General features: G+C 57.5%; 8 protein-coding genes and 2 pseudogenes. All 10 read right to left on the reverse strand.

The features are described from left to right. The coding region (gene tnpC, locus E2L05_RS18070) for an IS66 family transposase (RefSeq protein ID WP_133340996.1) at window positions 1-1,619 on the reverse strand (1,619 nt) is incomplete at its 3' end. A 62-nt stretch (window positions 1,620-1,681) separates the two neighbouring features. Then, entirely contained in the window at window positions 1,682-2,029 is a 348-nt protein-coding gene (gene tnpB, locus E2L05_RS18075; protein WP_099828201.1) for an IS66 family insertion sequence element accessory protein TnpB, read from the reverse strand. Then, window positions 2,026-2,394, reverse strand: coding sequence for an IS66-like element accessory protein TnpA (tnpA, locus tag E2L05_RS18080; RefSeq protein WP_133340995.1), 369 nt, complete (start codon window positions 2,392-2,394; stop codon window positions 2,026-2,028). The genes tnpB and tnpA overlap by 4 nt, the downstream gene beginning before the upstream one ends. Before the next feature lie 97 nt (window positions 2,395-2,491). Next, window positions 2,492-2,981, reverse strand: a pseudogene (locus E2L05_RS18085) (transposase); the annotation flags it as partial. Between the two features lie 315 nt (window positions 2,982-3,296). Further along, window positions 3,297-5,660 (reverse strand): hypothetical protein, encoded by a 2,364-nt coding sequence (locus E2L05_RS18090; RefSeq protein WP_133344198.1) that lies wholly within the window; start codon window positions 5,658-5,660, stop codon window positions 3,297-3,299. Further along, complete coding sequence (locus E2L05_RS18095) at window positions 5,657-7,162, reverse strand: hypothetical protein (protein ID WP_243722047.1); 1,506 nt, start codon at window positions 7,160-7,162, stop codon at window positions 5,657-5,659. The genes E2L05_RS18090 and E2L05_RS18095 overlap by 4 nt, the downstream gene beginning before the upstream one ends. After that, on the reverse strand, window positions 7,162-9,156 hold the full coding sequence (locus tag E2L05_RS18100; RefSeq protein ID WP_243722048.1) for an McrB family protein: 1,995 nt from the start codon (window positions 9,154-9,156) through the stop codon (window positions 7,162-7,164). The genes E2L05_RS18095 and E2L05_RS18100 overlap by 1 nt, the downstream gene beginning before the upstream one ends. A gap of 38 nt (window positions 9,157-9,194) precedes the next feature. After that, window positions 9,195-10,802: a hypothetical protein gene (locus tag E2L05_RS18105; protein ID WP_133344200.1), complete on the reverse strand. Its 1,608-nt coding sequence runs from the start codon at window positions 10,800-10,802 to the stop codon at window positions 9,195-9,197. Further along, window positions 10,774-13,950, reverse strand: a complete 3,177-nt coding sequence (locus E2L05_RS18110) for an AAA domain-containing protein (protein ID WP_133344201.1) — start codon at window positions 13,948-13,950, stop codon at window positions 10,774-10,776. The genes E2L05_RS18105 and E2L05_RS18110 overlap by 29 nt, the downstream gene beginning before the upstream one ends. A gap of 565 nt (window positions 13,951-14,515) precedes the next feature. Beyond that, window positions 14,516-16,005, reverse strand: a pseudogene (gene istA, locus E2L05_RS18115) (IS21 family transposase). Window positions 16,006-16,010 lie beyond the last annotated feature (5 nt).

Consider the following 16,010-nt stretch of genomic DNA (forward strand, 5'->3'; position numbering starts at 1 on the left):
GTTGTGGATGCCAGCGGCGCCCAATTCCACGGTAATAATTCATCGAGCCTGTTGATTTTGTGATCGTGGATGCGGTCGAGGATGTCGGCGAGATAGGCCTGCGGGTCGAGACCGTTGAGCTTGGCGGTTTCGATGATGGTCATAGCGCGAGCGAGGGTTTCCGCACCGGTATCGGCCCCTGCAAATAGCCAATTTTTCCTTCCAATGCCAATTGGACGCAAGGCGCGCTCGGCGGGATTGTTGTCGATAGCGACGCGGCCATCGGTCAGGAACAGGCTGAAGGCCTCCTGTCGACTGAGGCCATAGCGGAATGCCTTGGCCAGATCGCTTTTGCCCGGAATGCGCAGGAGTTGTTGCTCTGACCAAGCAAAGAAGGCCGTGACCTTTGGTTGGCTCAACTGTTGACGTGCGGCATGGCGGACACCAGCGGGTTGACCGTTAATGTCGCGCTCGATGTCGTAAAGCTTGCCGATCCGGTCGAGCGCCTCGCGGGCAATCTCGGATTTTGTCGAGGTCCAAAAATCATGGAAGTCACGCCGCAGATGGGCCCAACAGGCTGCCTCTCGCAAACGCCGCCCACTATTGGGTTCAGGCTCGTAAAGCTTGGCATAGCCCTTGTAGCCGTCCGCCTGCAGGATGCCGCGGGCATTGGCCAGATGGCTGAGGATGTGCTCTTCCTTCCAGTTCGGTGCGAACCGATAGACCGCACCGGGTGGCGCGGCACCCGCCCATGGGCGCTGATCGCGCACATAGGCCCAGATCCGGCCTTGCTTCACACCTTTGCCAAGCCCTTTGTCTTTCTTGGAGCGGTCCAACACCCGGATCGGCGTATCATCTGCGTGCAGCAAATCGCTGCCCATGATGTCAGCCTCAATGCGCTCGATCAGCGGCGACAGGGCCTTCATGGCGCGGCCACACCAGCCGACCAGCGTGCTTTCGGGGATGTCCGCCCCCATGCGGGCGAAGATCTCGTGCTGGCGATATAACGGAAGGTGGTCGTCGAACTTCGAGACCAGCACATGCGCCAGCAGGTTCGGGCCTGCCATACTGCCCGGGATCGGACGGCTTGGCGCGGGTTCCTGCACGATCCGCTCGCAGCGGCGGCAGGACTTCTTGATCCGGGCGATCTGGATCACCTTCATCTGCGCGGCGATCATGTCGAGGAGTTCGCTGACATCCTCGCCCACCACGCGAAGATCGCCGCCACAGTCAGGGCAGCAGGTGCCGGGGTCCAGTTCACGCCGCTCGCGTGGGGTCGTATCCGAGACCCGTGGTCGGCGGCGCAAAGCGGGTGCATCGGCAGCTTCCGGTGACGGTTCATCCTGCCCTTCGTCGATGGGCGCGTCATCGTTTTCCGCTACGGCGACCAACAGGTCTTCGAGCGCCAGTTCCAGCTGCTCGATTTCGCGCTCGACCTTTTCCGAGGACTTGCCAAAGGCCAGTTTCTGCAACTTGGCGATCCGCAGGCGCAACGCTTGAACCAGTTGATCATGGACACGCAATGTCGCCGACATCTTGGCGTTCTCTGCCTCGATCCGAGCATTTTCTACCTGCAAAGCCGCGATCATCGCCCTCAATTCAGCGGGATCATCAGGCAAATTTTCATCAGGTTTCGACATGCGCCTGACTACCAAAAATCAGGCTATAGCACCATATAAATAAAGCAAATCAGGTCGCAAAATCACCCGACCCGCGCAGGCGGAGCGCCCCAATCGGGACGCCGCCAGTCGATGCCTTCCCAGAGCATCGCGAGCTGTGCAGAGGTCAGCCGCACCGCCCCATCCTTGGCGCTCGGCCAAGGGAAACGCCCCCGCTCAAGCACCTTGTAATAGAGGCAAAACCCCTGACCGTCCCAGTAGAGCAGCTTCAGCCGGTCACCACGCCGTCCCCGGAACGCAAACACCGCCCCACTGGCGGGTTTCTGACGCAGCACATCTTGGGCAAGTGCCGCCAGCCCGGCGATCCCCTTTCGCATATCCGTCACACCGCAGGCCAGATACACGCGAACGCCGGTGCCAGGGCCGATCATGCGGCTTCCACGGCACGGATCAAGGACGTCAGCGCGGCCGGGTCTATCGTGCTATCAAAATGAAGGCGATGGCCGCACCGTAAGCGCAATTCGACTGCAACTGGTGGCGACGTATCAGCTGCCGTAGGCTGCCCCGCCGACACTGGCATATCCAAAGGGTAGAAAAGCGCCCCGGCATTGGGCGTCCACAGGCCCTTCTTCTTGAGATCATGCCGCCAGGCGTAAATCTGTTGCCGCGTAACCTCATGGCGTTGCGCCACCTGCGTCACCGTCGCCCCGTCTATCCCAACCGACATGACAATCTCGAGCTTGTCCTCGTCACGCCAGAAACGCCGTCGCTCGACCCCAAGAATTTCACCACGCATCGATGACCCCGCATAAGACACGTCGTTAACGACGTCGTTAAACACGTATCTTAGATCATCGCCCCAGCGTCAGGCAGGCGGTGCCAATGGTGCGGTTACGAATTGCTTCCATTTTTGAGTTTCCAACTGCGATGCGTTTAGCGACATAGGCCTGGTTGCGCGGATCGAGACGTAGTCGTCCGATCGCAATGATGTGGATCGCGCGGTTGGCAGCAAGATCGCCGCCTCGATTCCATCTGTGCCTGACAGTCTTGCCTGATGACGTCGGAACAGAACTGACGCCACACAGTGCCGCAAAGCTGGCCTCCGACCTAAGGCGCTCGGGGTTAGCGCAGCAATCCCGCGCCATAGATCCCCGAGCATCCGATGCCGATGCGCTGGAGATCGCCAAAAGACCGCATCAAGGCGAGCATCAAGCGATACCCATGTCCTGTCGTGGGAAAGCTCTCGACACCGAGAACCCGATCCCGGTGATCTACGACCGCTGCAACGTGCAGGTCCTTGTGGATGTCGGCGCCTCCGACAACTTGAGATGCTTCTGGGTGTTCGGCCAACCGCCGCACGGATAACGGCACGCTGGCGAGCATCGTAGTCACCTTCTCCTTATCCGACCAGAACCGCTTCTTCTGACCCTTCTTGCCCGCCATATCCATCCTCAAAATGTCCACTATCAATAGTGGACACTTATCAACACACTCTATGAACCGTCAGTGCAGGTAGGTCGGACGCCCACGATCAGACGTCAGCTCGAAAGTGTGGGGGCCGCGCACCGCTTACAGTTTTAGGTGATCATAACCCACCCAAGTGGGTCACTTTTGCATGCCGATTCACAATTCATAGGCTCGTAAGGGATACTGTTTGGCACTGTCACACCAATTCTCAGACTACCTGCGCGCTCATGTTCACGTTCCACTTGCTCCATAGACATCCAACAACAGGTCAGGATTCGAACCTTCTCCCGCTAGCTCTGACTTCAGGTCTTGGAGGATAGGCAGGAACTTCGACCGCCGCGTTTGAAATTTCATATTGGACCTGCGACGGGCCTTTAGGTCGTGCTCTGTTTTCTCAATGATAGCCGAGAGGTCATCCGCCAGCGGGTCGGTCCCGATCACCAATGCCGTAGGGTCAACGAGACGCCATCTTATCAGGCCTGCAAGTAAGAAAGGCGCGTAGTTAAACATTGTATATTGGCCGCCGATATTACGTTGAAAGTCCGCAATAGTCCTCTTGGTCAGTTTCTCTACGTCTTCTCGTTTCAGGTAAGATGGAGCGCTGTCAGAACGAGACAGCATGAACGCCATGGTCGCGCTTTGTCGGTTCCAGACCCAGTCCTCAATGGACGAAGTCAGAAGCAACCGCATTGCTCTCGCTTCGTCCTCTTCGCTTCCGACGATGCGGCCAAGGCCCTGATATATGAGTACCCAACTTGCTTGATGCTTGACGAACGGATGGTTGCGCCCGGACGCTTCAATACAGTCCATCAGCCACGTCGCGACATCGCGCGGGCATCGACGGAACTGCCAACTCAAGAACTTGAGAGCCTCGTTGTCTTCCGTTCCGTAGCCGCTTTCGCCCCTCAGGCGCTTTTCAGTAACCTCAAGGGCCTTGCTGGTTAGAATTTCAAACCGCTCGAGGGTTTCTGCCGCGATCTCCGGAGGCACGTCTCCGTCACTCGAGATGCAGTATTTGCCAAAGGTACGCTGTGAAAGTTTTTGCCGAAGAGTCGCCCAATCCGTGCGGCTGCGAGTAGGCTCGGATTCGAGCAAAGTTAGCATACCCTCGGATCGGTCGCTGTCATGCCATGCCTCCATGCCGCAGGGAAGAACCAGACGTTTGGGAATTGATACTTGCGTATCCAAGCTCTCGATGAGCTCAGACCAAGGCCGTTCCTCTTCCAGTGCTTCATCCCAATCCACCGCGAAATTCCGCCCCAAGTCCGGCGATTCCATGAGGATCCGCGCTCGCCCGGCGGCCGGTTTCTGTTCGACCCAAAGCGATACGGCTGCTTGATGCTTGAGAGGAGCTCCAAGCGACACGCTTGCCTTTCGAGGCCAGGGAGCTTCCTCTTTCCTCAGGTAGACAGAGACGCTCTCTTGCCCTGCCGGTATCGCGAGGGACGCTGCTTCAGGGCTTCTGTAGATCCGACCTGCTTCGAGCGTTTCTTCTTTCCGTATGAGATCGAAATTCTTTGCGCCGTCCGATCCGAACACGATGGTGGACAATCGCGGTAGAAAGTCAAAGAAGATCGGTTCTCCGTCCCCGGCTCGGCGTGCTGCTTCCAAGGCACCTTCCGCAACAGCCGTTGCGGGAAGAGAGAGCAGCTCGACTGGAGCTGCTCTTTGCATACCATCACTCAAGCATTCTTTGAGCCGACCTTCACAAAGGGTCTCGAAAAGAACGACGTCGCAATCGGCCAGATCCAGCTCGGAACTCGGGACACTCACCACTTCCGACGCATCAAATTTATTAAGGTCCAAGAGCTCCCAATCGCCGTTGGGCATGCGGAGCATCTCAGGATAGCAATCCATCCCTAAACCAGCTTTTCCGACCGAGCTTGCGATCGCACGATGAGCTGTACGCGCCGAAAAACCCTCTGCCCCGACAGCGGCGTTGCGGGCACTTCGGAATAGGGTCTCGTAACCCGCGTCGCACGGTATATGGGCAGCGGCCTCGCGTCGCTCCGGGGCGAGCACATTCCTGGCCCTGCGAATACGCAGCTTTTGAACAGACAGGCCTTGGCGCTGATGGGAGACGACGCCTACAAGCTGCCCCTCCGAAACCTGATTGCGATGAATGGCGAACAAGGCGGCAAGAACCGGTCGCCAAACCAATGAGCCATTTCGGAACTTCCCTCGGGCAAGTGCTTCGAGAAGGTGCTCTTGGACGGCTTCATCGCCATCCGGGCCCTCATTAATCGCAACGACTGTATTTGCCGAACCGCTCGCAGACCCCACAAGTGCCTGAGCGAGTTTTTCGACCCCTTCATCACGCATTTCCAGCAGTGACCGAACGGGAATGCGTCTTTGTTCTGACCCGACATCACCCCAACCACCACCGCGACCGTGCGGAGCAATGTCAGCCTGCGGTCCTCCGATCCAAGCTGCGAGGCGGCCTTCCCCGATCCGCACGATCGACGAAAGAGGGCCACTTGCGACGATATCGGTCGGACCAATGACCTCGTCTTCACCTGGCACGGAGCGCCAGTTCTTCGCAACGAAATCCCTCCATCCATTGAGGTCGAAACCGCATAGTTTTCGGTTGGTCATGTCGCGACCTCGTTCAGTTCACTGCGAATAAAGTCGCGCACCGCTTGGAATCCCTTCGAGAGGTCTTCACCGGCAGGGCCTATGGCGATTGCCGTAGCGCTCGCTCTTCCATGAGCGGCGCTCTCTTCAGCTGCGGCTCCACGCGCTGGGGTCATGATCAGCCCATTCCGCAAAACTTCCGTCTGAGCGAGAGGCTGGATTTGGTCAAGCAGCTGAGCTGCCCCCTGCACAGCATCCTCAAGGTCAATTCTACGCATGGCATGTGGCGTCCAGACCGCGACCCTGCGCGGAAGGTCAGCCCGTATGGGATCGGAAATTCTGAGCGCGACGTGGGCTTGTGCCGCACCCAACATGGCGCCAGGTCGCTCTGGGCGTGCCTGGACTTCAACGATGCGGTTGGTCTTGCGCAGCCAAAAGACGGCGATTGGCCGATCCTGATTGAACCAGCGTCCGCCTGTTGCTTCACCGCTCCACAAAATCGGCGACTGAGCGACAAGTTCCGCCTCTTCCAATTCGTCAATGGCGAGGATGATCGAAAGAACGGAAAAATCCGTCCAAGTTTCGGCCTGCCAAGCCCAAAGATCATCTTCAATTTTTCGGCGTAAAAGAAGCCTAAGCCATCCCTCATGAACCTCTCGATAGCTGCGATCTTGCATGAGCACATAGTTTGGCTGGACGCCGGCCGAAGCGACCATGACACCAAGGTCACTGAGTGTTCGCGACAGCATTCGACAGGCCTTCCTAAAAGCCTCAACCTGTTTGTAGCGAGCACTGTCTTTTGCACGAGGGTGCTCACGGGTCCATTCGCGTGCAACATCTGCGGCAAGACGCGTGTAGGCATGCAGGACACGGTTTTCGAGCGTATCGAAATTCTCACGGCGAACCGTCGCAAGAATTCGTTGCGAAGAACCTGCACGTTCCGCAGTGCTTCGCCCTGGCTGTCGGCTGAGCCACACCATGGAGGTCCGATCCATCTCCTGCACCCGATCAAGGGGAGTTAGCTCCCGGTGCCTACGTAGAACCCGGCGGATGCGTTTTTCCAGATCGCGAAGCACCGGAAGCATGCCCCGCGCCTGCCGGACGATTTCAGCCATTTTGGGTTCGGCTACATCTTCGGCGCGCTTCCAAGCATCCCTCAGCCGCCCCCATGTATCGCTCGGGTCTTCAATCGCACCTTCCAGTTCTTGGATACGCGCAAGAACTTCGTTCATGTGCCGAAGGGCCTCTGCGCCTTCTTCTTCGTCCGGAGTGGCAGGATCGTGCCCCGACCTTGGCCGCACCGGGAAGCCCTTACGCGCGGGCCCGGCAGCTTCCTCACGCTTTGGATAGGGAAACAGAACAGTTCCGGTATCGTTACCTCGGACGTTTCCCCTCAAGAGCGTCACGTATTCGTAGCCGCCTGGGTTCGCCCCCTGGTAGCTACCGATCAGACAGTCTTCGGGCCCAAAGGCTTCGTGCTCTCCAAGGGCTTTCGCCGCCCAAGGACGGGCCAGAAACCGCATCAACGCGTGACTCCGCTCCAAACGAACTGTCCGGTTGCCTCGGCGAGGGACATTGACTCACCGATCGCTTGCGCCAAGGCGTCATCCCCCAGCTCGCGTTCCACAAAGGTCATCAACTTCGAGAACTGAGGGCCAGCCATGTCGGTTTCCACGCCCCTGAGTTTAGGTAGAAGGCGCATCTCTATTTGATCAGCTAGAGCATCGTCGACACCGCGGCCGCCTTCAACCTCAGGATAGTTCGCCGCGTAAGCCATGATCGCGCGTCCGAGCCGATGACCGAAAGGCCGTTTGAAGTCGCGCATCAGATCAACCATTTGTTCGATCCGGTTGGTGACACGCCGACCGCCATCGACAGACGCACTGGACCGCACCCAGCTCTCCCATGTCTGTTGCGAAAGGGCCAAAGTTGGCTCGACCGTTCCTTCTGCCTGTCCATCCTTAATTTTCTTCGGGGCGGAAAAACGAAGGATATTGGCACGGTCGACAACTTTATCGGATAGCGACTGCGTGCTTTCGTCCTCGTTCATCGTGCCCGCAAACAAGAGGTTGTAGCCCGGGAAAATCCTGGGGGGGCGTTCCATGTTCGGGATTTCCAGCTCGATCTCAGCGTCCTTGCGTTCGTTTGCATCGCCGACGTCACCAGGACGCGGACGGCTTTCCAGCCTGCTGAGGAAGTCCGAAAAATAGTATTCAACCCTTGCGAGGTTCATCTCGTCCAGCAAGATCATCATCATGCGATCCTGTTTCGCATCGTCGTTGTTAAGCTCGTCAAGCGCCCAAAGCGCACGCGCCATGTCTGTGGGTCGGAACTTGCCTTCGATGTAGTTGTAAAATCCCATCAGATCCTGAGGACTATCCCAACGTGGCTGCACCGGAACTTGCAAGAAACCGATGCCCATACCGGCCGCGTATTGACGCGGGAGCTGGCTCTTGCCTGTTCCGGAAATACCGGCAAGGACCGCCATCTGCGTTGTTTCATTTACTTTCATGGCGGTGTGAAAAGCGCGAATCGTGCGAGCCGGATAGTCGAGACCCTTTGCGCGTAGACGGCGTTCGACGCGTTTGATGGCATCCGCCTCGTTCTCTCGGGGCGCGTTGTCCCAGGTCCTCATCGCCGCAATGACCGGTGGCGTTTCTTTGAGCTCGCGGAGCGGATCCGTTTTGCCGGTTTTCCCGTCGACAGTTCGACCTTCTCGGCGAGCTATCTCGGCCTCGAGGTGCGCCAATCGAGCGTCAAGCGTGCTTCGAGTGTCCTGGAGCGTCTCGATTTCGCTCTTGGAGCGGCGGGTTTCCTGGTTTAGAGCCGCAACCTCTGCATCGAGGCGAGCATGTTCGGTTTGGGCAGATGCCAACCCATCGTGTTCCGAGGCGATCCGCGCTTCCAAGGCGGACAAATCGCTTTCATGCGAAGACTTCTGTCCCTCAAGCCGAGCATTCGATGTCTCAAGTTCGAAGGAACGCTCTTCCAGGCGAGAAACCCGCTCCTCTGCCTCTTCAAGTTGTCGCTTCTTGTCCCGAAGATCTTCGACCTGCGAGAAGATTTCGTCGTGCTCTCTTCTCAAGGCGTCCGTGCGCTCAATAAGCTCCTCCACTTTTTCCAGCCTTTCCTTGATCTCCAGATACTCCGCCCGCAGCGGGGCGATCTCCGTTTCGAGTTGCTGGCGTTCGACAACGGCGTCCTCAGTCTCCTTACGAACTGCCGCAACTTCGTCGCGACGTTCACGGAGGCTCTCCCATTCTGTCAGGAGCTCCTCCTTCTGACGCCGAAGACCGTCGACCTCAGCCTGGAGGTCAGCAACGACGGCCATTGCCTCCCGACGTTTTTCGACTTCTGCTTCAAGATCGTCCATGAGCCGCTGTTTATCTTCCAGCCGCTTCTCGTAGACGGCAAGCTCTTCGATCGGGCCTGCTGCCGTTACCGCCCGGTCGTGACGGGCAGCCAGAAAAAGTTGAACCACGGCGAGCAGTATCAGGACACCCGCAATCGCCAGCACAAGTATTGTATTGTCCGTTAACATTCGTGGTTACCTCACTAATCGCTGCTCGATGGCGCGGAGTTGTCTGACTGAGCGTTTTCCCCAGTGCCAGCGCCTTCACTGATGGTTGATACTGGTTCCTGTTCCGCAGACTGTCGGTTCATCAGTTCCGCTCGTGTCTCGGAAAGCTCCTTTTCGGCATCAGAAAGAGCCTTTTTCAATCGCCTCAGGTCATATTTCCGCGCATTTGAAAGGGCTTCGGTTTCAGCAAGTTGACCAAGCTCAGCTTGAAGGGATGCGCGCGCAGCCTCAGCCGCAGCAGTGGCGGACTGGGCTTCAACCCCAAGTTCGTCGCGACGCTTTTGGAGGCGCTCGATGTCGGCTTCCAGAATGGAAGTCTGGCCTTTAAGTTCAGCAACACGCCCAAGCTCTGTTTCTGCTTCTGTCGTGATCGAGCCCAAGTTAGCCCGCTCTTCCTGAACCCGCCTCTCGAGTTCGGGGAGACCCTCCTCGAGTGTCGTTCGACGTACTTGCAGCTGGTCTACTTCAGCCTGTAACCTGTTGAACTCGGCTCGTCTCTCGTCGAGTTCGGCAAGCTCACCCTCGGCCGATGCAATCTGCGACCGGAGGGTGGAGAGCTGAGCAATTCGCGTCGCAAACTGTTCCTGGGCGTTGTTGAGTGCTTCTATGGTTTCGGCGCGCCGGGCATCAGCTCGCGTCGCCGCGTTTTGTGCGTTATCCAGTTCAGTCTGCAATGAAGAAAGACGCGTCTCTGCCCCTGATATACTTCCCTCCAGACCTGATATACGTCCCTCCAGTTCGCCCTGCTTCGCCTCGAGGTCATCGACTTGGGAATTCAGTGTTTCAAGTTGAGCTTCTGTGGTTGCCACTTGTTCCTGCCGTGCATGCAGCTTCTCCTCGGCCGCGTCGGCCTTTTCTTCGCTCGTCGCCAATTCAATCCGTGCACTTGCTATCTTCGCATCCAAATCGTCGCGGCTCTGTTCGAGACGATCCTGCTCATCTCGCAGCTGTTCGACACGACGCTCTTGCGCACGAAGATCTTCCACAGCGGGCGAAAGTCTATCCACGTCAAGCTGAAGTTCAGCTCTTCTCTCTTCGAGGCGATCGACAGCCAATTGCGTTTTATTGACATCGGTTGACACTTCTTGCTGGCGCTCTTCGAGGGTCTGCACTTTACCTTCCAGGTCGACCAGCTCTCTTTCGAGGCTAGTTCTTCGCTGCAACGCTTGAGCAGTTTCGCGCTCAATTCGCTGCGCATCCACAATCGTTTTTTGTGCTTCGGCCAACTGGCCTTGCACTGCAGTCAATTCGGCCTGACTTGCTTTGAGACGAGCTTGTGCGTTCGCTGCTCGCTGAGCCGCGCTTTGACGGCTGCTTTCGGCGCTCGCGACTTCCTGAGACAAGCTTTGCTTTTCGTCAGAAAGTTCGCGAAACTGCTCACGAGCAAAAGCCAGTTGCTGCTGCGCGGATTGGAGTTCCTCAGTGTAGTAGCCGAGATTTTCCTCGATACGACCATATTTGTGATCGAGCGAGTTGACTTGCAGGACGAGAAAACCCGAGGCAAGGATGGCCGCCCCACCCAGACTCAACGCGACCGCGGTGTTTCTGCTCGACTTACGATAGGTCTTGTTCGACTCGGTCAAGACACCCCTCCATATCTCTTGAAAGTTCGTCCACCCAAAACCGGCGCACCCGCCAACCCATGGACTTCAGTTGATGATCGCGCCAGAGGTCTGAAGTCTTTCGACGACCGTCTGGGCTTTCGTGCCATCTGCGTCCGTCGACCTCGAGATCGAGCTTTACACCATTCGCTCCAAACAACGCGAAGTCCAGCCTCCGCCCAGCTATTTCGTGCTGCGGCTGCGGATCCAGACCTCGGGCCTTCAGAGCGTGATAGACTTTGCGTTCCCAATCGCTGTCGAACACACCTTCACCCCGTTTCGTCCGCGCTTCCGTCGCCCTCGAAGCGAGCTTGGCCAGTGCTTTTGATTGCCCTGAACGTGCAAAATCAAGATCACCGAAGATCATCGCGACCGCCCGAGCCCGCGAAATCGCAACGTTCAAACGGCGCGTATCTCGCTGAAAGAAGGTCAAGCCAGACTGCGGGCTGCGTGGACCGACGCAAGGCGAGAACATGATGAGATCCCGCTCCTGTCCCTGAAATCCGTCAACCGTGCCAACCTTGAGCTCGCAGGCAATGCGCTTCGGTTCATCCAGGACGGAATCGACCGCGTTCTCAATAGCGGCCACTTGAGCGCGAAACGGCGTTATGACACCGATGCTGCCAGTGTATTTGTCTTCAACGATCAGCTTTTTCAGATGCCGAACAATCGCGCTTACTTCCGACGGATTGACGTTGCCCATTTGCGGGACCGCGGGAGCAGGAACATGTTCCCATGCGAGGCCAGGGCGCACCCCATCTGGCGCGTTCAGTCGCCTCGGGTCATACGAGGTCTGCAACTGGTTTCCGTAGAAGTTCTCGCTGATGTAATCGACGATGGGGCCAGCTGAACGATACTGGTGCTTCAGAGTAATCCTGTTGTCGGCAACAGACACGCGCGATGCGAAATCAAATAGTGAACGGCGACTTTGGGCGAAACGGCCCATTCTGGCGACCGGTAGGCCTTGAGCCTGCATGAGATTGCGATCCTGCGCCTGACCCAGTTGAGGGATGAATGACAGTTGTCGATCGTCTCCAACAACGACGGCCCGCTTCGCACGCGCCAGTAACGGAACGGCCGTCGCGATGTCGCATTGGCTCGCCTCGTCGAAAATCACGAGGTCAAACAGCCCGTCATCAAGAGGTATGCGTCGAGGCGTGCCCAAGATCGACGCAAGCCACAAAGGCCGATGCGAAATGAGGACGCGCGAAAGGTCTGAAGGGGGATGTCCCCGTCCCCCGTCGAATGCCCAGTCATCGTAGAGTTCTGCGATTTCGCGCCTCTCATCCTCTGGGAGATGTGTCCGGGCAGACAGAATGCGAGGCAGAAGTTTCTCGGTCGCTTCCCGGATCTTCTCGCCTAAGGCGATCGGATCGTCAGGTGTCCCGAGCGCATCTCGTTCAGATCTTTTTTCTGCCAGTGCGCCATGAAGCTCTTTGAGGTTCATTCCGCGGCGGGAGGAAGAGTGATCTGTCACTGGCGCTACTTTGGGGGGACGCTTGGCGAAAAGCGATTCAAACCAAGAGACAAAGCGGAGTAAGAGACTTTGTCTCGGCTCCACGTCTTCAGAGTCTTGGTTGTCGGGGCGCCCGCGATCCTCTCGTACTTGAATCCGGTCCAGAATATCGGAAATTTCGCATTCCAATTCCGTGATCTTGTCGATCACGCTAACCACTTCGCTTCTCGCGATCGCGTTGCTTTTGAGCTCGCCCAATGCGAAGTCATCGACAGATGCGTTGCGCGTCACATTTTCGCTGTCGATGAGCTTTTTGAGGGCGTCCTTGAAGCCCGTATCCGCCTCGTCATTCGGGTTCAGTGTCCGGATGGCGAATGGAACGTCCGGAGCAAGAGAGCCAAGACGGTCCTCCACAGCATCAAGCGCCTGATGATTCTTGGAGGCGACGAGAACACTGCCACCATCTGCGAGCACTGACGCGGCCATAGATACGATCGCTTGGCTTTTGCCAGTCCCGGGCGGACCGGTCACGACGGTCAAATGCACTTGGCATGCGGATCGAACCGCGCGCAGCTGCTCCTTGTTCAGCGGAACTGCGTCGATAGCAGCAGCTTTGTCTGTGCCGTCTTGAAGGTCCAACCCGAATACCGCGCCAAGCGCAGTTCTCTCAAGGCGGTCCTTCGGCCATGTTGCAATGGCATCTAGGTCACGAGCAGCTCCCGCTGTGAAAGAAGAGTCAGTCGGAAGGAAGATGGCGGCGCTGTCAAAAATCCCTAGAGCCGAGGCATCGAGCTGTGTGGCGAGGTCCTCGCCGACAACGCGACCACGTATCTGGCTGGCAACGGCAATCCTTACCTTCTCCACAAAATCCTGAGCCCGCAGCCCCAGCCCATCGGTCGCGAAAAAAAGCTCAGCGAGGTCGTCGCGCTTCCAGCCGCTGGCGCGAGCGGCACTTTTGACCCAATCAGGGTTAACCAAAACGTCATCGGCATCAATCGTCAGGATTAGACGGTCATCCTTACGATTCCAAGCTGCTGCGAACATGCCAACAGGTTGAAAGACAGGAACTCCGCCACGTCGTCCGACCGACATCGGCCAGCCCAATGCGAGCGCGTTCTCGTGACCTTCCCTTCGTACCAGAGCCTCTCGAAAGGCAGGATCAATCGCGTCGAGTTCGATTAAAACAGTGAGCGTTTGCCCTTCTTCGGGACTGATAGGGCCACGCCCAGAGATCAAGGCCCACTCGATTCCATGTTTGTCGAGAACCTGGGTCGTGGCTCCTCGTGGATCGGCACGCAAGGCCGAGCGCCAATATCTCAGTAGCGCTTGCGGATCGGGAGCATCTGAACTTTCGTCTTCTTGATCAGGTAGTTCGGCCGCCGTCGGTTCCGAGGAGAAAAATGCATTGGCAGCGTGAATGACATCAACGAAGCCATCAGGCCCTCCTGGTCTCGAAGCCGACACGCTTTCAGGTCTGGGTTTGAAACCATCGGCCTTTACACGCCAGCGACCGTCCTTGCCTTTCACTATCAAACCATCGCGAAATAGCGTTTCCAGTTCGCTGAGAGCCGCAAGCCGCTTGTCGTGTGAGAAAGCCGCACCGACGAGAACAAGCAATTCTTCTGTAGTCCGACCTCGCGGAAAAGCCCGAACCGTCTTCAAAACCAGTGACATGCTTCAGGCCTTCCACCGAGCTGGAAACCTTCGGCAAACCGGGACAGAATGTTTGAATAGCGTCTGCTGCACCCAATGCTCGACCTGACAACGAAAAATTAGTTTCAAACTCCACCCCTAAGTGCAAAGAGACATCAATTCTCAATACTTTGCAAGCGACTGGCGCTCACAGCCGCGCAGCAATGCCGCGAAACTCTGCTTCTCACTCATCGTGTCTTTCACATGGATCCCAGCTCGGATGCCTAGCCGAAAGTCCACTTCTGGAGATAGCCAGAGCTACCTTCGCTCTCGCAGAGAACTTCTGCTTTCCACCGTCTAGGTCGATGCCCGGATTTGCCACTGGCCGGGTGTCATTGTCGAGTTTGAACTGGCGTGGCCGCCTCGCTGCGCAGTGTGCGCAGGACCGGTTCGTGACGCCCGGCACTTTGAGTTGTCGTCTCGCCATGAAACCGACGGAGCGCGCTTAGCCGTCCAGCCGGGACCAGAACCCGTATTTGCGGTCATGTTTCTGCCGAAGCGCTGCGACAAAACCCTCATGCGTCCAGAAGGATTTGGGAAGCGTCGCTCATGCTGCCTGCCCCCGCTTCATCTGGGACATATAACTGGCCGCCGACGTCGTGCCGACATTGGCCTTTGGCAGATACGGATAGATATCCATATCCAGCTTGGGTGGCCGCTTCTCGATCTGACACAGCACGAGGTGTTTGACGGCGTCAAACCCAATGGCCCCCATGCGAAGTGCGTTTTTGACGGCAACCTGTAGGTCTGCCATCTCGAATGTCTCCAAGAGCCGCAAGACCTGCACATACTCACGCCGGCCTGCCTTGATCATCCGTGCCTCCATCAGGCGGCGCAGGGTCGCAAATTCCTCTGGCAGTTCCCATTCCACCAACGGGGCCGCCTGATCGAGGGCACCCACCTTCTGCTCCAAAAAGGGGCAGATAATGCACCGGGTCAAAGACCATGTCTTCGCGATCCCAATATCGAGGGTGGCGGGCGATGACATCACCGCCACAGCCAATGACCACCTGATCGACATAACCACGAAGCCAGACATCGCGGTGCCCGTAGGCGACAGGAACCGAATAATCGTTGGTTTTGTAGCGCACCAGGGATTGCGAGTTCACTTGGCCGGTGGCCTGATCACAGGCATCAAATGGAGACGCTGGCAGATCCATCATGGCATCAAGGTCACGGGCCAAACGTTGCCCAATGCTCTCGCTGTGACCGCGCAAGACATCCGCTTGACGCTTGCGGCATTGCGCTTCCAGCCAAAGATTGAACGCCTCCCACGTGGCAAAATGTGGGATCGGCACCATGAAGTTGCGCCGGGCATATCCGACCAGACCCTCAACAGCGCCTTTATCGTTGCCCTTACCCGGTCGACCGTAACGATCGTGGATGAAGTAATGCGACAGGAACCCGCTGAACAGCTTGGTCCGCTTACGGGAGCCATCCGGCAGGATCTTCGCGACCAGGCATCGATTGTTGTCATAAAGAACAGACTGCGGAACACGGCCGAAGAATGCAAAAGCATGCACATGGCCATCAACCCAGGCCTCGGAGACCGCCGCAGGATAAGCCCGAACAAAGCATGCATCGCTGTAAGGCAAATCCGGCGCGAAGAAATGCGCCTTCTGCTCAACCCCGCCGATCAAAACCATGGCTTCGCCGAAATCCGCTTGGGCATGGCCGGGATATGTGCCAGTGGGACAAACATCTCTCGGCTGCGCTGCCCGTATTCCCGGACATAGTTCTTGACCGTCGTATAGCCGCCTTGAAACTGGTGCTCGTCGCACAGCCGTTCAAAAATGCGCTTGGCGGTGTGGCGCTGTTTACGGGGACGGTTCAGATCGTCTTGCATCCATTGGTCGATGAAGCCGGTGAACCCGTCCAGCTTGGGCTGCTTGATCTGCGCCGTTCGCTGATAACCGGGCGGCACCGAAAACATCATCATCTTCTTCAAGCTTGCGCGCAAATCCCGAAATGGCTGGCGGCCTGCCGTTCGCTCATACCGCCCCGACGCGCGAGGCGGACCTTCAAATACAAATCCACGACTA

This window comes from Meridianimarinicoccus aquatilis (assembly GCF_004358675.1).
GTDB lineage: Bacteria > Pseudomonadota > Alphaproteobacteria > Rhodobacterales > Rhodobacteraceae > Meridianimarinicoccus > Meridianimarinicoccus aquatilis.